Genomic DNA, 18,269 nt, shown 5'->3' on the forward strand with positions numbered 1-18,269 from the left:
CACGCGGTAGAAATCAGACATGGGAGAAAGCCGAAACAATGTGCCGGTCACGGCCGCGGTCGCGGTGGCGCTGGTGTTCACGATCCTGCTGTTCGCCAGTGCCAGCCCGTGGCTGCTGGCCGGCGTCCCGCCGGTGCTCGCGGGAACGGCGGCGATCATCCGCGCGATCCAGAACGGCACCGACCGCCCGGACACCGAGCCGAAGCGCGCGGACGACACACCGAAGGAGGACGAGACCGAAGACGATTCCGCGCTCCGTGACGACCCGACGAACTAGCCGCGAAGCGCACCGGACCCGAAGACAGGCGCACCGCCACCATGGCGGTGCGCCTGTCGTGGTTCGACGCCGGACCGGACAATCCTCACCATGGTCAGACTCGCGCACACCGCCCAGCTGCCGGCCGCCGACCTGCTCGCCGTCCGGGCTCTGCTCGAAGGCGCGTTCGCGGACTTCGATCCGCCGGGCTGGGAAAACACCCTCGGTGGCATGCACGCCCTCAGCTTCGACGGCGCCGAGCTGATCGGCCACGCCTCGCTCGTGCAACGCCGGCTGCTGCACGGCGACCGCGTGCTGAACACGGGCTACGTCGAGGGTGTCGCGGTGCACCCGGACCACCGGCGGCGCGGGGTCGCGAGTGCGTTGATGGCGGCGATGGAGGACTTGCTGCCGGGGTACGAAGTGGGCGCGCTGAGCGCGACCAAGGCCGGGGCGCCGCTGTACGCGGGCCGTGGCTGGCAGCTGTGGCGTGGGCCGACCTTCGCCTTGACGCCGTCCGGCGTCCAGCGCACCGAGGACGACGACGGCGGTGTCTACGTCTTCCCCGGCCAGGCCCCGCTCGACCTGGACGGGGAGCTAACCGCCGACTGGCGGGCCGGCGACGTCTGGTGACAGCGTCGCCGCCGCCTCCAGGAGCATCCAGCCGCCCACCTGCACCGACATGTCCCGCTCCGGGGCGTCTTCCGGCAACGGCCAGGGCGCCGGGCGGTTCCAGTACGCGCTGAACACCGGCCCTTCGGCCGCTCCCGACCAGCACGCCGCCGCCGAGTCGAGCACCAGGGAACGGGCCATCGCGGCCTCCGGGCCGGGCAACGCGCGGGCCGCCAACGCCAGGTACCGCGCCAGGATCGCGCCGAACAAGCCGCCGTCGCCGCCGCCCTGGCCGCGGATCACCCCGTCCGGGGCGCAATGTGCGGCCACCGCGCGGACCGTCCGGGCCGCGTTCTCCATTGAGGACAGTTCCAGGCACGCGCCCAGGTAAACGCCTTGGCAGTACGTGTAAATGTGCTTGACCAGCTCGCCCGTGTCCGCGCGGATGCCGTCCCACACCAAGCCGGAAGCCGGATCGACCAAAGTGGACGTCAGCCAGTCCGTCATCGCACGGGCACGGGAGAGGTTCCCCGACCGCGCGTGGAAGATCGCCGCCGGGCCGTTGGCCGGGGCGTTCTTGAAGTCGTCGCCGCGGCGCCACCAGATACCGCCGCCCGCCGCCGGCGTCCAGCCCGACAGCAGCTGCGTGTCGATCGCCGCGAGCGCCGGGCCGAAGTCGATGCCGAGGGACTGGACCCGTTGCAGCGCAAGGCCGAGCCACGCGATGTCGTCGTAGTAGTCGTTGGTCCAGCGACCGAAGTTGCGCAGCCGCACCGAGCGCGCGAACGCGCGGATCAGGGCCAGCCGTGCCGAAGTCGGCGAACGCAGCTGAGCGTCGACCAAAGTGTCCAGCAAGTGTGCCTGCCACCAGTAGTTCCAGTGCCAGTGCAGCCGCTGCCCGGGCGACGGCGGCCAGCCGCTGCGGCCCAGGACCGTGCCGGGCAGGCCCCAGACGCGGCGCAGGTGCCGCGAGGTCACCGCGCGTTCGGCGGCCGAGACGTCCATGGCGCAATCCTGCCTTGCCCATCGACATACCGCTCGGTATGTTGAAGGACCCCGATGGCCTGCGAGGTGCCCATGACGACCGCACACGTGACCTGCCCGCTGTGCGAAGCCACCTGCGGCCTCGACGTGACGCTCGACGCGAACCAGCAGGTCACGCGCGTGACGGGCGACCAGGACGACGTCTTCTCGAAGGGCTACATCTGCCCGAAGGGCGCATCGCTCGGGGCGCTGCACCACGACCCCGACCGGCTGACCGCGCCCCTGCTCAAGCGCGACGGCGAGTTCGTCGAGGTCAGCTGGCAGGAGGCCTACGACGAGATCGACCGCCGCCTCCCGCCGATCCTCGAGGAGCACGGCCGGGACGCCGTCGCCGTGTACGCGGGCAACCCCGGCGTGCACAACATCGCGCTGACGCTCTACGGCCGCGTGCTCTACAAAGCGTTGGGCACCAAGAACTTCTACAGCGCGACCTCGGTCGACCAGATGCCGAAGCACTACTCGGCCGGCACGATGTTCGGCGACCCGCTCGCCATCCCGGTCCCGGACCTCGACCGCACGCGCCACCTGCTGATCCTCGGCGCCAACCCGCTCGTCTCCAACGGCAGCCTGATGACCGCGCCGGACATCCGCGGCCGGCTGCGCGGGATCCGCGTGCGCGGCGGCAAGATCGTGGTCGTCGACCCGCGCCGCACGCGCACCGCCGCGTTCGCCGACGAGCACCACGCCATCCGGCCCGGCACCGACGCGCTGCTGCTGTTCGCGCTGGTCAACGTCCTGTTCGCGGAAAACCGCGTCGCCCCCGGACGGCTGGCAGACCACCTCAACGGCCTCGACGACGTCCGCGAGCTGGCCGAGCCGTTCACCCCCGAAGCCGTCGCCCCGCGCACCGGCATCGACGCCGAGGAGATCCGACGGCTCGCGCGAGAGCTGGCCGAAGCGGAAAACGCCGTCGTCTACGGCCGGATCGGCACCACCACGCAGACGTTCGGCACGGTCGCGAGCTGGCTCGTCGACGTCCTCAACGTGCTCACCGGCAACCTCGACGCACCCGGCGGCGCGATGTTCCCGCTGGCCGCGTGCCAGCCGACCGGGAACCGGCGGCCGTTCGCGGTCGGACGCTGGCACAGCCGCGTGCGCGGCTACCCCGAGGTCGTCGGCGAACTGCCGGTCGCGACGCTCGCCGACGAGATCGAGACGCCGGGCGACGGCCAGGTCCGCGCGCTGATCACGGTCAGCGGCAACCCCTGCTTGAGCACGCCGAACGCCGGGCGGCTGGCCGCGGCGCTCGAGAACCTCGACTTCATGGTCTCGGTCGACGTCTACCTCAACGAGACGTCCCGCCGGGCCGACGTCATCCTGCCCGGCCCGTCGCCGCTCGAGCGGCCGCACTTCGACCTGGCGTTCTACCAGCTCTCGGTGCGCAACGTCGCCAACTGGACGCCGGCGACGCTGCCGTCGGAGCTGCCGCAGGAGTGGGAGACGATGCTGCGGCTCACCGGCATCGTGACCGGTCAGGGCCCCGAAGCGGACGTCGCGGCGCTGGACGACTTCGTCGCCGCCGAGACCGCGCGCCGGAACAAGCTCGAGGTGACCCACGACCGCACCGGGCCCGCGCGGCTGGTCGACCTGCTGCTGCGCGCCGGACCGTACGACGTCACGCTCGCCGACCTCGAAGCCGCGCCGCACGGGATGGACTTCGGGCCGCTCAAGCCGCGGATGCCGGAAGTGCTGTGCACCGCGTCCGGCCGGATCGAGCTGGCACCCGGAACGATCGTCGCGGACGTCCCCCGGCTGCGCGAGGACCTGGCGAAGCAGGACGATGGCCTGCTGCTGATCGGCCGTCGCCACCTGAGCTCGAACAACTCGTGGATGCACAACCTCGCGCCGCTGATCCGCGGCGGCAACCGCTGCACGGTCCTGGTGCACCCGGCCGACGCGACGCGCCTGGGCCTCACCGACGGCGCGCTGGCGTCGGTGACCTCGCGCGCCGGCAAGCTGGAGGTGCCGGTGGAGGTGACGGACGAGGTCCGGCCGGGCGTAGTGAGCATCCCGCACGGCTGGGGCCACGACGTCGACGGCGCGCGGACCCGCGTCGCGAGCGCGAACCCGGGCGTCAACTCGAACCTGGTCGCGGACGAGACGCTGCTCGACGTGCCGTCGGGGACCTCGGTGCTGAACGGCATCCCGGTCGAGGTCGCCCCGGCGTAGCTACCAGGCTGCCGACAAGTCGGCGTGCTGCCGGATCCACGCGTGCATGACGATCCCCGCCGCGACGCCCGCGTTGATCGAGCGGGTCGTGCCGAACTGGGCGATCGACACCGTCAGGGCCGCCGCGTCCCGCGTGGCCTCGGACAGCCCCGGCCCCTCCTGGCCGAACACCAGCACGCACGACCGCGGCAGCGACGCCGTCTCGACCGGCTCGGACCCCGGGGTGTTGTCGACCGCGACCACCGCCAAGTCCTGCGCGGCGGCGAACGACACCAGCCCGGAGACGTCGTCGTGGTGGCGGAGGTGCTGGTAGCGGTCGGTCACCATCGCGCCGCGGCGGTTCCAGCGGCGGCGGCCGACGATGTGCACCTCCGCCGCCGCGAAGGCGTTCGCCGTGCGGACCACCGTGCCGATGTTGTGGTCGTGCTGGAAGTTCTCGATCGCCACGTGGAACGGGTGCCGCCGGGCGTCCACATCGGACACGATCGCCTCGCGGCGCCAGTAGCGGTAGGCGTCGACGACGTTGCGGCGGTCGCCGTCGCGCAGCAGGTCCGGGTCGTACCGCTCGTCCGACGGCCACTCACCCGCCCACGGGCCGACGCCGACCTCTTCGCGGCTGACCCACTCGGTGGGTCCGGCGTCCGGGGAGGTGCTCACCTCCCGATTGTCGCTCAGCCCAGCCGGACCCGGTGCGTCCGGGCGTCCTCGGCGTGGTCGCGGTGGCGCCAGCGGTGGTACACGCCGACGTAGGAGTAGACGACCACCGCGATCGCGACGACGCCGATCACCGGCAGCCACGACCTCGGGAACACCGTGTCGTAGAGGTAGTAGGCGTTGAACCCGCCGGGCAGGTCACCGAGCCCCTGCTGGTGCCGGAAGAAGTTCTCCAGCGCGGTGAACGGGCACGGCACCGGCGCCACGTTGACCAGGACACCCCAGGCCACGCCCAGCAGGTGCACGAAGATCAGCTTGGGCCAGCGCCAAGCGAGGAAACCGCCGAAACCGATGAGCAGCAGGGCCAGGATGTGTACCGCGACGGTCACGTCCGCCAGGAACTTCGCCACCACACGCCCCCTTCACCGAACCCCCTACCAGCGACTTTACTCCGCTGATCGGATTCGGCCGCCCCCTAGAGTGCCCGGCTGTGTGATGTTTAACCCAGCGGAGCAACCCGTTCACCTGGGCGGTGATGGAGGCGTTACGCCCGGTGGGAACTCCGGCGGGCGCTTCGCGGGGTACTGCGTCGGCTCCTCGCGCGGGTACGGGTGCGGCTTCTTCCACGGCGGCTGGTGCCCGGGCCGGTCCGGCGGCTCGTCGGGCTTCGACGGCTCTTCCACCCCCTCGACGGTACGCCGGATCAGCTGACCCGGTCGGATGGCGCGGGTGCCTCGTCGCCGGGCAGGTGGACGTCGCTGACGTTGATGTTCACCTCGACGACCTGCAGCCCGGTCATCTGCTCGATCGAGGTGACGACGTTGCGGCGCACCGACCGCGCGAGGTCGGCGATGGCGACGCCGTAGTCGACGAGGATCTGCAGGTCGACGGCGGCCTGCTTCTCGCCGACCTCGACCGAGACGCCCTGGCCGGCACTGGCCGACGCGCCCGGGATGCGGTCGCGCAGCGCGCCGAACGCCCGCGCGGCGCCGCCGCCGAGGTCGTGCACGCCGCTGACCTCGCGCGCGGCGAGCCCGGCGATCTTCTGCACGACGGTGTCGGCGATCGTGGTGGTGCCCTGCTTGGTGACGAGGGCGGTGGTCTCGGTCTTCTCGGCCGTCGCGGTCATCGTGGTCCTCCCTGGATGTCTCGATCCCTTCGTAGACAAGGACCCCGGGGGCGGGAGGTGATCACTGTGACGTGGGTCTCCCGAAGGCCGCGCCGTCGAGGTCGGTGACGACCAGCCGCAGCCGCGCGCCTTCCCACTCCGTCCCGGCCAGCACCGGGCGCACCGCCGCCGCGGCCTGCTCCAGCAGCGGCGGGAGCGGCAGCCGCGTGGCGATGAGCCGGATCTCGACGATCTCCGCCGAGAGATCGACGGCCCGGTCCACCGGCAGCCACGGCGTTCCGGGGGAGAGCAGGGTCGCGGGGCGGAGACCGGCCACGGTTTCGAGGGCGCCGACGATCTTCTCGACGGCTTCGGCGCCGGTCACCGGGGCTCGATGTCCAGGATGGACACCGAAACGCCGTCGACGGCCAGGCCGGTCTGCTCGGTCACGAAGCGGCCGACCGAGCGCTGGACCGCCCGGCCGACCGCCGCGGCCTGGTCGGCCGCCGACGTCACCAGGTCGACCTCGACGCTCACCCGGCCATCGGCCGTGCGGACCCGGACGCCGTCGGCCGGCGCCGGGTCGAGCCCCTTCCAGCGCTGGCGGGCGGCGCGCGTCCACGCCGTCACCAGGCCGCGCAGGCCCGGCTCGAGCCGCACGACGCCGGGTGTCGTGATCGCCGCCTTCGCCGCCACGCTGGCGATCACCGGATCGGCGATGACGTACTCGACGTTCATTCTTCTGACTCCCCGTAGACGTCGTCGACCAGCAGGTCGAGCTTCGCCAGCGCCAGTCCCACCCGGGCCGCGGCCGCCGCGGTCACCCGCTCCCGCACCAACGCCAACGCTTCACCGCCGGTAGCGTTCCGGAGACTCACCGCGAGGGTGAGTTCGACTTCGACCCTGCCTTCGCCGAGGGTGCGGAGCCGGCAGCGCCGGGCCCGGACGCCGTCGACCGTGTCCGCCGCGTACCGCAGCACGGCCGCGACGGCCTGCTCGCTGATCTCGACGAACCCGGGTTCCGGGGTCGGCAGCGCCACCATCGAGCCGCGCCGCACCTCGGCCCGCACGGCGGACATGATCCGGCCGAACAGGGCGGGCGGCACGTCGTCCTCGGCCACCAGTTCCGACGTCGCTTCGCGCAGCGCCAGCAGGCTTTCCCGGGCGGCGCGGCAGTGCGGGCAGGTCAGCTCGTGCTCGTCGGCCAGCCCGGCGCCGACCGCGTCGAGCCGTTCCCACACCTGCTCGACGTCGCGTTCGCAGGGCAGTTCGTAGTCCGTCACCGCCATGGCTTCATCACCTCCGCCAGCTGAGCCCGGGCCCGCGCGATCCGGCCGCGCACCGCGGTCGCGTTCGCGCCGACGGCTTCGCCGATCTCTTCGTAGGACCGGCCGTGCACTTCCCGCAGCAGCCAGCACGCCCGTTGTTCGGGCGTCAGCTGTGCCAAGGCCGCGTTCAACGCCGCGAGCTGGCCGCTCACCTGCGCGGCCCGCTCGGGCTGCAGGTCCGTCCGCGGCGACTCGGCGGTGTCGAGGTCGACGTCGGCCTGCGGCTTGCGCGCGCGGATCGTGTTGAGGCAGCGGTTCGTGGTGGCCCGGTAGAGCCAGCCCACGAAGGCGGCGTCGTCCCCGAGCTGGCCGAGCTTGCGCCAGGCGTTGAGGAACACCTCCTGCACGACGTCCTCGGCGTCCCCGCGGTGCGCGAGCATCTTCGCGGCGAGCCGGAACATCGGGCCCTGGTAGCGCAGCACGAGCTGCTCGTAGGCCCGGACATCGCCGTCCTTGGCGCGCCCGACGAGGGTCACGTCGTCGAGCGGCGTTGCGGTGGTCGTCACGGCACCTCCTCGCGAGGAGGACACCGGCGGGCGGGAAACGTCACGGGGTGATTGTCGGTGACCTGGGTCACCGCGGCGACTCCGTGACGATCACGCGCCCCGGTGGTCCTTCCGACACGAGGGTGCCCCGCCGGGGCGCCGGCCGAACGGGAGGTGCGCGATGTCGCTGGGCGACAAGATCAGCAACAAGGCCGAAGAGCTGGGCGGCAAGGCGAAGGAGACGGCCGGGGCCGCCACCGGCGACGAGCAGCTGCGGGCCGAAGGCCAGGCCGATCAGGCGAAAGCCGGGCTGAAGGGCGCGGTCGAGAACGTCAAGGACGCCGCGAAGGACCTGTTCAAGAAATGAGCCGCGCGGGCCGGGGACCCGCGGGTCCCCGGCCCCGGTGCGTCAGTCCAGGCCGAGGTCGTCCTTACCCAGGATGTACCGGTACTCCAGGCCTTCCTTCTCGATGGCCTCCCGCGCCCCGGTGTCGCGATCGACCACCGTCACCACACCGATCACGTTCGCGCCCGCTTCGCGCAGGGCCTTGACCGCCTCCAGCACGCTGCCGCCCGTCGTCGACGTGTCCTCGACCGCCAGCACCCGCTGGCCGCGGACCTCCATGCCCTCGATGCGGCGCTGCATGCCGTGTTCCTTCACGGACTTCCGGACGACGAACGCGTCCAGCACCACGCCGTCGGTCGCCGCCGAGTGCAGCATCGCCAGGGCTACCGGGTCGGCGCCGAGCGTCAGGCCGCCGGCCGCCACGTAGTCCCAGTCCGCCGTCAGCTGGCGCAGCAGCTTGCCGATCAGCGGCGCGGCCGCGTGGTGCAGCGTCGCGCGCCGGAGATCGATGTAGTAGTCGGCTTCCTTGCCGGACGCCAAGGTCACTTTTCCGTGCACCACGGAAAGATCGGTGACCAGCCTGGCCAGTTCGAGTTTCGCCGCTTGATCCAACCCGGGGTTCGCCACGGCCGAGAGTCTTACACACGCCCCGCCTCACTCCCCGATGGATGTGGCGTCGACCGCACGCCCGCGCGTCGCCGCCCAGGCCGGGACCAGGATCGCGACGAGCGAGAGCACCACGGCGATCGCGAGCACCACCAGGTAGATCGCGAGCGGCCCCGACGGCAGCACCGATCCGCTGACCACCAGGCAGAACGGCACTATCGACCCCGCCGCGACGAGCGTCCCGAGCAGCACCGCGATGGTCGCGATCAGCCCGCCTTCGACGCCGGCCATCCGCAGCACCTGGCCGCGGGTGAACCCGCTCAGCCGCTGCAGCCCGAACTCGCGCCGCCGCCGCGACGTCGCCATCACCAGCGTGTTCACCACCGAGATCACCGTGTACGCGATGATCATCCCGACGAGCAGGTAGTTGACCCACGCGCCGACCTCGTTGCCCTTCGCGTGCGCCGCGATCAGCGCGTCCCGGTCACCGATGACGACCGGCAATCCCGCTGTCGCCTCGCGAAGCCGCGAAGTCAACGTCGCACTGTCGACGCCGTCGGCCGCGCGCACCAGCAGCTGCGGCGCGAGCCCGGCCGTCGTGTGCGGCGCGAGCAGCCCGGCCGGCAGCACGAGCTTCTCGAACCCGGCGCGCTGCTTCACGACGGCGGCCACCCGCACGTCCACCGGCGAGCCGTCGCCGAGCCGCAGCGACAGCGTGTCGCCGACGTGGCGGCCGAGCGTGTCCGGCACCTCGATCGCGTTCCCGGCCAGCTCGCTGACGCCGAGCGCGGGCCAGCCGTCTTCGTCGTGGTTCGAGTCGAACGGCTTCTCGATGAACACCGTGCTCGTGACGTACTCCGAGGCACTCGCGACACCGGGAGTCGCGCGCACGCGGCCCAGCACCGACGGGTCCAAGCCGCCCGGGCCGGCCACGACGGCGTCCGCGCGCAGGTCCTCGGTGTACGCCTGGTTCGAGACGGCTTCCTGGGTCGTCTGCAGGTAGATGTTGGCGGTCGCGATGCCGACCGCGAGCATGATCGGGGTGACCGCGCCCGCCGTCCGCACCGCGCCGACGCGGGTGTTGCGCAGCGCGACCCGGCCGGTGACGCCGCTCAGCGCCTGCACCGGCCAGCGCAGCAGCATCGCCATCACCTTGGTGACGCCCGGACTGAGCGCCGCCAGGCCGAACGCCCACAGCATCACCGCCGGGCCGGCCGTGCTGGCCGCCACCGGGCCGGTCATGACGGCGACCGTGACGATCGCCAATGCCGTCCCGCCCGCGAAGCAGAGGATCGCGGTGATCAGCCGGATCGGCGTCAGCCAGCGCCGTTCGACGGCGGCCTCGGCGAGCGCCTCGGTCGGGCGGACCTTCGAAGCCCGCCGTCCGGCCACGAAGGACGCGGCGAAGACGGCCAGCAGCGACGCGCCCGCGGCGACGATCGCCGGGAGCCAGCCCTGCTCGAACCGCAGCACGTCCGGCACGACGTGGTTCGCCGCGAGCTGGTCGAACAGCCAGTTCCCCAGCACCGGCCCGAGCACGACCGCGGCGGCGACCGCGAGCAGCCCGACGACGAGCGCCTCGCCCAGCACCATCCGCCGCAGCTGCCGCGGGGTCGTGCCGATCGCGCGCAGCAGCGCGAGTTCGCGCTGGCGCTGCTGCGTCGACAGGGTGAGCGTGCCCGCGACGACGAACACCATGACCATCGCCGACAACCCACCCGAGACGGCGGCGAGCACGATCAGGTTCTCGCCGCTCTTGCCCACCTCGGGGAACTCCAGGGCACCGCGGTCGGCGCCGGTCAGCACGACGCCGTCGTCGCCGACGACCGCCGACACCGCGGCCGCGTCCCCGCCGAAGACACCGATCGCGTCGAACTGCCCGGGGTGTCCCGACAGCCTTTCCGCGTCCGAAGCCGCGAAGAACAGCGCCGGGTCCCGCATGGACTGGGGCGCCTTCGCGACGCCGGAAACGCGGTACTGACCCACGGTGCCGTGGGCCGCGACGGGCAGAGTGGTCCCGGCGGCGATCCCCATGTCGGCGTCAACGACCACTTCACCCGGCTTCGGTGCTTCGCCCGTCAGCGCGTACGGCGTCAACGCGGCGGAATCCCACGCGTGCCCGAGCGCGCTCGCCGTGCCGAGCTGCACCGGGAAGCTGACTTCGCCGACGACGTTCGTCACGCCGGGGACTGTGCGCAGGCGGTCGGCCAGCCCCGCGTCGACCCGGACGCGCTCGGGCAGGGTCGCGTTCTTGTACTTGTGCTTGTCCTCGGGGTCGAGGGTCGCCGGGTCGTCCTCGGGCACCGCAAGCGTTTGCTGCCCGCCGACGACGATCGGCGCCGCGGCCAGCCGCTGCACCGGCGTCTCCGACCGGATGCCCGTTTCCATCAGGCCACCGCACGCCGAGACGATCAGCGCGCCGAAGAACACGGCGACGAACGTCGCCAGGAAGGCGCCCTTGCGCAGGCGCAGCGTCCGGAGCGCGAGCGTGAACATCAGGCCTCCACCCGGCCCCACGCGCCCAGGTGGGTCATCCGCTCGGCGACGGCTTCCGCGGTCGGCCGCTCCAGGCGGCCGGCGATCCGGCCGTCGGCCAGGAAGACGACCTGGTCGGCGTAGGACGCGGCGACCGGGTCGTGCGTCACCATGATTACCGTCTGCCCGGACGACCGGACGGAGTCGCGCAGCAGGCCGAGCACGTCGGCGGCGGTGCGGGTGTCGAGCGCGCCGGTCGGCTCGTCGGCGAACAGCACGGCCGGGTCGGTGACCAGGGCCCGGGCGATCGCGACGCGCTGCGCTTGCCCGCCGGAGAGCTGGCCGGGCAGGTGCTTGCGGCGCCCGTCGAGGCCGACGTGCGCGAGGATCCGCGCGACCAGCCGCTTGTCCGGTCGTTTGCCGGCCAGCTGCAGCGGCAGCACGACGTTCTGCTCGACCGTCAGCGCCGGGAGCAGGTTGAACGCCTGGAAGACGAAGCCGACGCGGTCGCGCCGCAGCTTCGTCAGGTAGGTCTCGTTCTTGCCGTCGAGGTCCTGGCCGTCGAGCACGACCCGGCCCGACGTCGGCCGGTCGAGCCCGGCCGCGCAGTGCAGGAACGTGCTCTTGCCCGACCCGGACGGGCCCATCACCGCCGTGAACCCGCCGCGCGGGAACGAGATCGAAACCCCGTCCAGCGCGACCACGCCGCCGTACTCCTTGCGCACGGCCTCGAGCCGCACCGCCTCATTCGTCATGCGGAAACGCTATTGAGGCAGCCCCTGGATCACCCTGGTGCGCACGTGCGTCTTCCGGGTAGGGACAGCCCTACTCAGGTGCGGCCCTTGCCGCCGAAGCCGCCGCTGATCCGGCGCAGCACCGCGCGCGGCAGCAGGCCGCCGATCGCGACGACCGCCTTGTACTGCAGGCTCGGCACCGAGATCACCTTGCCGCGGCGCAGGTCCGCGAGCGCCTCGCCGACCACCTGTTCGACACCCAGCCAGGCGATTTTCGGGCCCGGCTTCCCGATACCGGCCCGCTGGTGGAACTCCGTCGCGGTGAAACCGGGGCAGAGCGCCATCATCCGGACGCCGTCGGGCAGCGACGCGGCGATGCCTTCGGTGAACGAGGTGACCCAGTTCTTGCTGGCCGTGTACGTCGAACCGCGGCCGCTGAAGAACCCCGCGACGCTGCTGACCTGGATGATGTCGCCGCGGCCGCGCTGGATCATGCCGGGCAGCACGGCCCGGGTCAGCCGCAGGACGGCGGTGACGTTGACGTCGAGCTGGCGCTGCAGCGCGTCCGGCGGGATGGTCCAGAAGTCGCCGTTGAGCCCGAACCCGGCGTTGTTCACCAGCAGGTCGACCGGCCCGGCGGCGAGCCGCTCCTCGACCGCCGTCCGGCCGTCCACTTCGGACAGATCGGCGGGGAGCACCTCGACGGCGACCCCGTGCTGTTCCCGCAGCTCAGCGGCGTAGGCCTCCAGCCGCGCGGTGTCGCGCGCGACGAGCACCAGGTCGTACTTTTCGGCGGCGAGCGTGCGCGCGAACTGCGCGCCGATACCCGCGGTGGCACCGGTTATGAGAGCGGTGGTGGTCATGTGGGTGAACGATACCCACAGGTCAGAGCCTCCGGGTGCAGCCGTTTCGGCGTCGGGCTATCGTCCGCGCATGGGTAAGCACAGCAGGCGCAAGAGCGGCTACCTGCCCAAGGTCGCCGCACCCGTGGCCCTCCTGTTCGCGGCCCCCGCGACGGCGTTCGCGTCCCCGGCCGACCTGACCCTGCCCCTCGACCACCGGCACACCACGACGCTCGACAACGACGGCGAAACGCTGTCGGCGAGCCGCCGCGACTTCGTCGGCAAGCAGCTCGGCGACGCCCGGGTCGCGTCCGACCTGGCGGAGGCGGTCGCCACGAGGGGCGACCGCGCGGGTGCGGTCGAGCGGGCCCGCCAGGGCGTCTGGCTGGGTCACGGCGTCGACGTCCTGAGCGAGAACGCCGAGCAGCTCGACGCCGGGCTCTTCACCGGAGACCTGACGGGCGGGGCCGCCCTGCGGCGGTCGTCCGGGCAGGCCGTGGACCTCGGTCAGCTGGGCGCGGTCGGCACGACGTCCGAAGTGCACGCGATCGGCAGCTTCGCGGGTGACCTCGACGTGGGGCAGGCGCACGAGCTCGGCGGTCAGCTCGGACCGGCGTCCGGCCTGGTCAAGACGACGTCGGGCTCCTTCAGCGGCGACCTCGGGGTCGACCACGTGGTCCACGTCCAGGGCGGCGTGACGTCGTTGCGCGGCACGCTGGCGGCCAGCGTGCTCGACCAGCCGGTGCTCTAGTCCTGCGGCTCCGCGGGCGGCGGGATCGGCGTCCCGGCGGCGGGGGTCGGCGGGTTGCCGCCGATGGACGGGATCGGCGCGCTCGCCTGGTGGCGGCCCGCGTCGTAGTCCTCGTCGAACGGGTCGACGATGTCCGCGATCTCGCCGAGGTCGCGCAGCAGCCGCTCGAGCCGCGACGGGCCGGCGGTCGGGACCACGCTGGCGAGCACCCACTCGGCCTCCAGCCAGGCCACGCCGACGTCGCCGCCGAGCTGGTCCGCGGCGTCGACGAGCTCCTGGGTGATGACCACGCGGGCGCCGTCGGCGTCGTCCGCGAAGGCGTAGCGGGAGCCGATCGGGCCGAGCATCTCGGGCATGTCGGCGCGCTGGAACGGCACGCTGGACAGCCACATCTCGATGGGGATCCGGTGCTTCTTGTTGCAGCGCACGGCGACGACGACGGCCGGGATCTGCCCCTCGGACTCGATGTCGAAGATGAACACCGGCCGGCGGCCGTCGGAGGTGAAGGTCGACCCCGCGACGACGTTCACGGCGGCGTCCGCGCCGAAGTAGCCGATGGCCCCACCGGACCACTGCTGCGGCAGCCGTTCGTCCTCTTCGACGAACTGCCAGCCGCGCAACTGGGCCCAGCGCATGCGCTCGCGGTTGCGCGAGCCCTCCTTCGCCCGGTCGGCAGCGAGCAGCCCGAGGCCCGCCACCAGGGCGACGGCCGCGATGACGAACCAGATCCACGCCGGAATACCCACGACGTGCAGGGTATCGCCTGCTACGCCGAAGAGATGATCGCCGGTACCCGTGTCGCCAGGCCCGTTCGGACCAATTCCCCGTCCCCGGGTCGACAAATCGCCACAACGCACCACTGTGGACGCCCGCGAAACGCCGTGAAGGCCACCTTGAGAACTCAAGGTGGCCTTCACGAACCTCAGACGCGCTCGACGGTCAGCGAGTCACCGGCTTCCAGCTCCGGGATGTCGACGCGCACCGTGTCGCCGTCGCGGATGTCGCCCGACAGCAGTGCCTTCGCCAGCTTGTCGCCGATCGCCGACTGGACCAGGCGCCGCAGCGGGCGGGCGCCGTAGATCGGGTCGAAGCCGTTCAGCGCCAGCCACTCGCGGGCGCCGTCGGTGACGTCCAGGTTCAGCCGCCGCTGTTCCAGCCGCTTGGCCAGCCGGGCGATCTGGATGTCCACAATGGACGTCAGCTGCTCGGTGCCGAGCGAGTGGAACACGACGATGTCGTCGAGCCGGTTGAGGAACTCCGGCTTGAACTGCCGCTGCACCACGTTCAGCACCGCGTCCCGCCGCTGGCGTTCGTCCAGCGAAGGGTCGGCGATGGCCTGCGACCCGAGGTTCGAGGTCAGGATCAGGATGGTGTTGCGGAAGTCCACCGTCCGGCCCTGGCCGTCGGTCAGCCGCCCGTCGTCGAGGACCTGCAGCAGCACGTCGAAGACGTCCGGGTGAGCCTTCTCCACCTCGTCGAGCAGCACCACCGAGTACGGGCGCCGCCGGACGGCCTCGGTCAGCTGGCCGCCCTGGTCGTAGCCGACGTACCCCGGCGGGGCACCGACCAGGCGCGCCACCGAGTGCTTCTCGGCGTACTCGCTCATGTCGATGCGCTGCATCGCGCGCTCGTCGTCGAACAGGAACTCCGCCAGCGCCTTGGCCAGCTCGGTCTTGCCGACGCCGGTCGGGCCGAGGAACAGGAACGAACCGGTCGGACGGTCGGGGTCGGCGACGCCGGCCCGGCTGCGGCGCACCGCGTCCGCGACGACCTGCACGGCCTCGGCCTGCCCGATGACCCGCCGGCCGAGCTCCTCCTCCATCCGGAGCAGCTTGCCGGTCTCGCCCTCGAGCAGCCGGCCCGCCGGGATCCCGGTCCACGCGCTCACGACGTCGGCGACGTCGTCCGCGCCGACCTCTTCCTTGAGCATCACGTTCTGCTGGCTGACCTCGCTCGCCGCGGTGGCCGCTTCGAACTCCTTCTCCAGCGCCGGGATCCGGCCGTAGCGCAGCTCGGCGGCCTTGCCCAGGTCACCGTCGCGCTCGGCGCGTTCGGACTCGCCGCGCAGCTGCTCCAGCTGCTCCTTGAGCTCGCGGACCTTCTCGATCGAGCCCTTCTCGTTCTGCCAGCGCGCGGTCAACGCGGTCAGCGTCTCGCGCTTCTCCGCCAGCTCCGCACGCAATGCCGCCAGACGATCGCGAGAAGCGGCGTCGCTCTCCTTCGCGAGCGCCATCTCCTCGATCTCGAGACGACGCACAGCGCGCTCGACCTCGTCGATCTCCACCGGCCGCGAGTCGATCTCCATGCGCAGCTTGGACGCGGCCTCGTCGACCAGGTCGATGGCCTTGTCCGGCAGGAAGCGCGCGGTGATGTAGCGGTCGGACAGCGTCGCGGCGGCGACCAGGGCAGCGTCCGTGATCCGGACACCGTGGTGCACCTCGTAGCGCTCCTTGAGCCCGCGCAGGATCGCGATCGTGTCCTCCGGTGAGGGCTCGCCGACGAGCACCTGCTGGAAGCGCCGCTCCAGGGCGGCGTCCTTCTCGATGTGCTGGCGGTACTCGTCGAGGGTGGTCGCGCCGACCATCCGCAGCTCGCCGCGGGCGAGCATCGGCTTGATCATGTTGCCCGCGTCCATCGCGCCCTCGCCGGTCGCGCCGGCGCCGACGATCGTGTGCAGCTCGTCGATGAAGGTAATGACCTCGCCCGCGGAGTCGGTGATCTCCTTGAGCACGGCCTTCAGCCGCTCCTCGAACTCGCCGCGGAACTTCGCGCCGGCCACCATCGACCCGAGGTCGAGGGCGACGACGCGCTTGCCGCGCAGCGACTCGGGCACGTCCCCGGCGACGATGCGCTGGGCCAGGCCCTCGACGATGGCCGTCTTGCCGACGCCCGGCTCGCCGATCAGGACCGGGTTGTTCTTCGTGCGCCGCGACAGCACCTGCACGACGCGGCGGATCTCGGTGTCACGTCCGATCACCGGGTCCAGCTCGCCGCCCCGGGCGCGTTCGGTCAGGTCGACGCCGTACTTCTCCAGCGCCTTGAACGTGCTCTCCGGGTCCTCGCTGGTGATCCGGGCCGAGCCGCGGACCTTGACGAACGCCTCCTGCAGCGCGTCCGGCGTCGCGCCGTGGCGCTTGAGCAGGTCGGCCACCTGGCCGCCTTCGGTGGCGAGCCCGACGAGCAGGTGCTCGGTCGAGACGTACTCGTCGCCCAGCTCGGTGGCCAGCTTCTGCGCGCGCGTCAGCGACTTCACGGCATAGGTGTCGAACTGCGGGCTCGACACCGTCGCGCCGGTCGCGGACGGCAGCGCCGCGATCAGCGGCTCGAGCTCCTTGTGCACCACCCCCGGGTCGGCCCCGACCGCGGTCAGCAGCGGTGCGGTCAGCCCTTCACCCTGCGCCAGCAGGGCGCCCAGCAGATGGGCGGCCGACACGTGCGGGTTGCCGGCCATGGTGGCCGCCTGCGCCGCGGACGAGATCGCCTGCTGGGTCTTCGTGGTCGGGTTGAAAGCGTCCATCCCTCACCTCATGCTCGGTACTTCAAAGTCCTGGTGACAGGCCTGACCGAGACCCGTCACTATCCTTAACGCACGAAAACTTGAGTCTGTTCCGCTCAACTCTGACCAGGGGCGACGGCACCCGCCGGCAACCGGGAGCCCAGCGTGCCGAGCCCGGCCACGGCGAGGCCGGCACACGCCCCGACCAGCACCCAGGGTAACCAGTCCGCGACCGCGAACAACGCCACCACGGCGGGCGCGAGGACCTGCGCCACGGTGAACGCGTACTGGTACGCAGCCAGATAACGGCCGCGGGCGACCGGAGGTGCCGCGGCTTCGGCGAGCGCACCCGAACGGGGGCCGAAGACCAGGTCACCGGCGGCGAAGATGAGCGTCGACACCAGCAGGTACGCCACCTGCCAGCCGTCCGGCACGAGCAGCACGCCGAGGGTGACCAGGCACCACGCGGCGAACAGCGCCGAGCCCGCGCGCATCGCCGCGATCCGGGTCAGCCCGGCGGTGAGCCGCAGCGCGAGCGTGCCACCGACGCTGGTCAGCACGGTCAGCAGGGCGAGGATCGCGCCGGGCAGCCAGGCCGGGCCGTGCAGCCGGTCGAGCACGAACACCGGCGTGCCGATGAGGAAGAAGTCGAGCGAGAGCCCGAAGAGCCCGCTGAAGAGGATCAAGGCCAGGTACGGCCGGTCGCGCAGCACCTTGACCGACCGTTCGCACTGCTGCTGGTGCGGCCGCGCGAGCCGGACGAACAGGGCGAGGATCGACGCGGCCACGAAGAACGTCAGGGCGTCGAGGACGAGCGCGATCCGGTACCCGCCCGTCCCGAGCCAGGTCAGCAGCGCGCCCGCGACGAGTCCACCGAGGCCGAAGCAGCCGGCCCGCACCATCCCCACCTCGGCGAACGGCCGATCCTTCGGGACGTCGCCCGCGACGTCGGCGATGAGCACGAACAGGGAGCTGTAGAAGAGCTGCTGCCCGGTGGAGAGCAGCACCGCGGCGGCCACGACCGGACCGGCGGCGTCCGCGAACAGGTACGCGCCCGCGCCGGCGGCCTGCAGGAGCTGAGCGCCGATGACGACGGTCCGCGGCCCGACGCGGTCGACGAGCCGGCCGGCCAGCGGCGGCACGAGCAGCCCGCCGATGGTACCGAGGGTGACGGCCGTGCCCGCCATCGCGAGCGGCACGCCGACCACCTGCGTCACGTAGACCAGCGCCAACGGGAGGAACAGACCTGAGCCGAAGTTGTCGATCCCCAGCGCGCACAGCAGTGCGACCCGGCTACGCGTCACCCACCGACGTTAACTCTGCGACACACCGCCGGGTCAGGACCGAACGGAGACTTTCCGCC

At 72.0% G+C, this 18,269-nt stretch carries 20 protein-coding genes; 5 read left to right on the forward strand and 15 right to left on the reverse strand.

The features are described 5' to 3' along the window. Positions 1 to 19: 19 nt before the first annotated feature. Both ACERZO_RS25820 and ACERZO_RS25825 read left to right on the forward strand, forming a co-directional pair. On the forward strand, positions 20 to 277 hold the full coding sequence (locus ACERZO_RS25820) for a hypothetical protein (RefSeq protein WP_372667348.1): 258 nt from the start codon (positions 20 to 22) through the stop codon (positions 275 to 277). Between the two features lie 90 nt (positions 278 to 367). Continuing rightward, positions 368 to 889 carry a GNAT family N-acetyltransferase gene (locus tag ACERZO_RS25825; protein ID WP_372667349.1) on the forward strand — a complete coding sequence of 174 codons (522 nt, stop codon included), beginning with the start codon at positions 368 to 370 and terminating at the stop codon, positions 887 to 889. Here ACERZO_RS25825 and ACERZO_RS25830 read toward each other — a convergent pair. After that, positions 854 to 1,873, reverse strand: coding sequence for a glycoside hydrolase family 76 protein (locus tag ACERZO_RS25830; protein ID WP_372667350.1), 1,020 nt, complete (start codon positions 1,871 to 1,873; stop codon positions 854 to 856). The two genes, ACERZO_RS25825 and ACERZO_RS25830, sit on opposite strands and share 36 nt — an antisense overlap. 72 nt (positions 1,874 to 1,945) lie before the next feature. Between ACERZO_RS25830 and ACERZO_RS25835 the strand changes: the two genes are divergently transcribed. Further along, the gene (locus ACERZO_RS25835) at positions 1,946 to 4,081 is read left to right on the forward strand and encodes a molybdopterin-dependent oxidoreductase (protein WP_372667351.1); all 2,136 of its coding nucleotides are present in this window, start codon (positions 1,946 to 1,948) and stop codon (positions 4,079 to 4,081) included. On the opposite strand, the gene ACERZO_RS25840 is transcribed toward ACERZO_RS25835, so the two are convergent. The 7 genes from ACERZO_RS25840 to ACERZO_RS25870 all read right to left on the reverse strand — a co-directional run bounded on the left by ACERZO_RS25840 (position 4,082) and on the right by ACERZO_RS25870 (position 7,677). Beyond that, positions 4,082 to 4,738 carry a TrmH family RNA methyltransferase gene (locus ACERZO_RS25840; RefSeq protein WP_372667352.1) on the reverse strand — a complete coding sequence of 219 codons (657 nt, stop codon included), beginning with the start codon at positions 4,736 to 4,738 and terminating at the stop codon, positions 4,082 to 4,084. It abuts the gene before it with no gap. A 14-nt stretch (positions 4,739 to 4,752) separates the two neighbouring features. Beyond that, the gene (locus ACERZO_RS25845) at positions 4,753 to 5,145 is read right to left on the reverse strand and encodes a DUF2784 domain-containing protein (protein WP_372667353.1); all 393 of its coding nucleotides are present in this window, start codon (positions 5,143 to 5,145) and stop codon (positions 4,753 to 4,755) included. Positions 5,146 to 5,438: 293 nt separating this feature from the next. Beyond that, entirely contained in the window at positions 5,439 to 5,864 is a 426-nt protein-coding gene (locus tag ACERZO_RS25850; RefSeq protein ID WP_372667354.1) for an Asp23/Gls24 family envelope stress response protein, read from the reverse strand. A gap of 61 nt (positions 5,865 to 5,925) precedes the next feature. Beyond that, on the reverse strand, positions 5,926 to 6,228 hold the full coding sequence (locus ACERZO_RS25855) for a hypothetical protein (RefSeq protein WP_372667355.1): 303 nt from the start codon (positions 6,226 to 6,228) through the stop codon (positions 5,926 to 5,928). Next, a complete protein-coding gene (locus ACERZO_RS25860; RefSeq protein ID WP_372667356.1) occupies positions 6,225 to 6,581 on the reverse strand; it encodes an Asp23/Gls24 family envelope stress response protein in 357 nt (118 codons plus the stop codon). Before ACERZO_RS25860 ends, ACERZO_RS25855 begins: the two co-directional genes overlap by 4 nt. After that, on the reverse strand, positions 6,578 to 7,132 hold the full coding sequence (locus ACERZO_RS25865) for an Asp23/Gls24 family envelope stress response protein (protein ID WP_372667357.1): 555 nt from the start codon (positions 7,130 to 7,132) through the stop codon (positions 6,578 to 6,580). The genes ACERZO_RS25860 and ACERZO_RS25865 overlap by 4 nt, the downstream gene beginning before the upstream one ends. Continuing rightward, the gene (locus ACERZO_RS25870; protein WP_372667358.1) at positions 7,123 to 7,677 is read right to left on the reverse strand and encodes an RNA polymerase sigma factor; all 555 of its coding nucleotides are present in this window, start codon (positions 7,675 to 7,677) and stop codon (positions 7,123 to 7,125) included. Before ACERZO_RS25870 ends, ACERZO_RS25865 begins: the two co-directional genes overlap by 10 nt. A 160-nt stretch (positions 7,678 to 7,837) precedes the next feature. Between ACERZO_RS25870 and ACERZO_RS25875 the strand changes: the two genes are divergently transcribed. After that, the gene (locus ACERZO_RS25875; RefSeq protein WP_372667359.1) at positions 7,838 to 8,023 is read left to right on the forward strand and encodes a CsbD family protein; all 186 of its coding nucleotides are present in this window, start codon (positions 7,838 to 7,840) and stop codon (positions 8,021 to 8,023) included. A 42-nt stretch (positions 8,024 to 8,065) separates the two neighbouring features. Here the strand turns inward: ACERZO_RS25875 and pyrE are convergent, their stop codons facing one another. From pyrE to ACERZO_RS25895, 4 genes are all read right to left on the reverse strand, one after another. Then, positions 8,066 to 8,629 (reverse strand): orotate phosphoribosyltransferase, encoded by a 564-nt coding sequence (gene pyrE, locus ACERZO_RS25880; RefSeq protein WP_372667360.1) that lies wholly within the window; start codon positions 8,627 to 8,629, stop codon positions 8,066 to 8,068. 27 nt (positions 8,630 to 8,656) lie between these two features. Further along, positions 8,657 to 11,104, reverse strand: a complete 2,448-nt coding sequence (locus ACERZO_RS25885) for an ABC transporter permease (RefSeq protein ID WP_372667361.1) — start codon at positions 11,102 to 11,104, stop codon at positions 8,657 to 8,659. Further along, on the reverse strand, positions 11,104 to 11,838 hold the full coding sequence (locus tag ACERZO_RS25890) for an ABC transporter ATP-binding protein (protein WP_372667362.1): 735 nt from the start codon (positions 11,836 to 11,838) through the stop codon (positions 11,104 to 11,106). Before ACERZO_RS25890 ends, ACERZO_RS25885 begins: the two co-directional genes overlap by 1 nt. Positions 11,839 to 11,912: 74 nt before the next feature. Then, positions 11,913 to 12,680 (reverse strand): SDR family NAD(P)-dependent oxidoreductase, encoded by a 768-nt coding sequence (locus ACERZO_RS25895; protein WP_372667363.1) that lies wholly within the window; start codon positions 12,678 to 12,680, stop codon positions 11,913 to 11,915. Between the two features lie 70 nt (positions 12,681 to 12,750). On the opposite strand from ACERZO_RS25895, the gene ACERZO_RS25900 reads away from it, so the two are divergent. Next, positions 12,751 to 13,410, forward strand: a complete 660-nt coding sequence (locus ACERZO_RS25900) for a hypothetical protein (RefSeq protein ID WP_372667364.1) — start codon at positions 12,751 to 12,753, stop codon at positions 13,408 to 13,410. Here the strand turns inward: ACERZO_RS25900 and ACERZO_RS25905 are convergent. The 3 genes from ACERZO_RS25905 to ACERZO_RS25915 all read right to left on the reverse strand — a co-directional run bounded on the left by ACERZO_RS25905 (position 13,407) and on the right by ACERZO_RS25915 (position 18,210). After that, positions 13,407 to 14,156 (reverse strand): hypothetical protein, encoded by a 750-nt coding sequence (locus tag ACERZO_RS25905; RefSeq protein ID WP_372667365.1) that lies wholly within the window; start codon positions 14,154 to 14,156, stop codon positions 13,407 to 13,409. The two genes, ACERZO_RS25900 and ACERZO_RS25905, sit on opposite strands and share 4 nt — an antisense overlap. A gap of 176 nt (positions 14,157 to 14,332) precedes the next feature. Beyond that, complete coding sequence (gene clpB / locus ACERZO_RS25910; protein ID WP_372667366.1) at positions 14,333 to 16,927, reverse strand: ATP-dependent chaperone ClpB; 2,595 nt, start codon at positions 16,925 to 16,927, stop codon at positions 14,333 to 14,335. A gap of 95 nt (positions 16,928 to 17,022) precedes the next feature. Further along, the gene (locus tag ACERZO_RS25915) at positions 17,023 to 18,210 is read right to left on the reverse strand and encodes an MFS transporter (protein ID WP_372667367.1); all 1,188 of its coding nucleotides are present in this window, start codon (positions 18,208 to 18,210) and stop codon (positions 17,023 to 17,025) included. Positions 18,211 to 18,269 lie beyond the last annotated feature (59 nt).

Origin of the sequence: Amycolatopsis kentuckyensis (assembly GCF_041679295.1) — a bacterium.
Classification (GTDB): Bacteria; Actinomycetota; Actinomycetes; order Mycobacteriales; family Pseudonocardiaceae; genus Amycolatopsis; species Amycolatopsis kentuckyensis_A.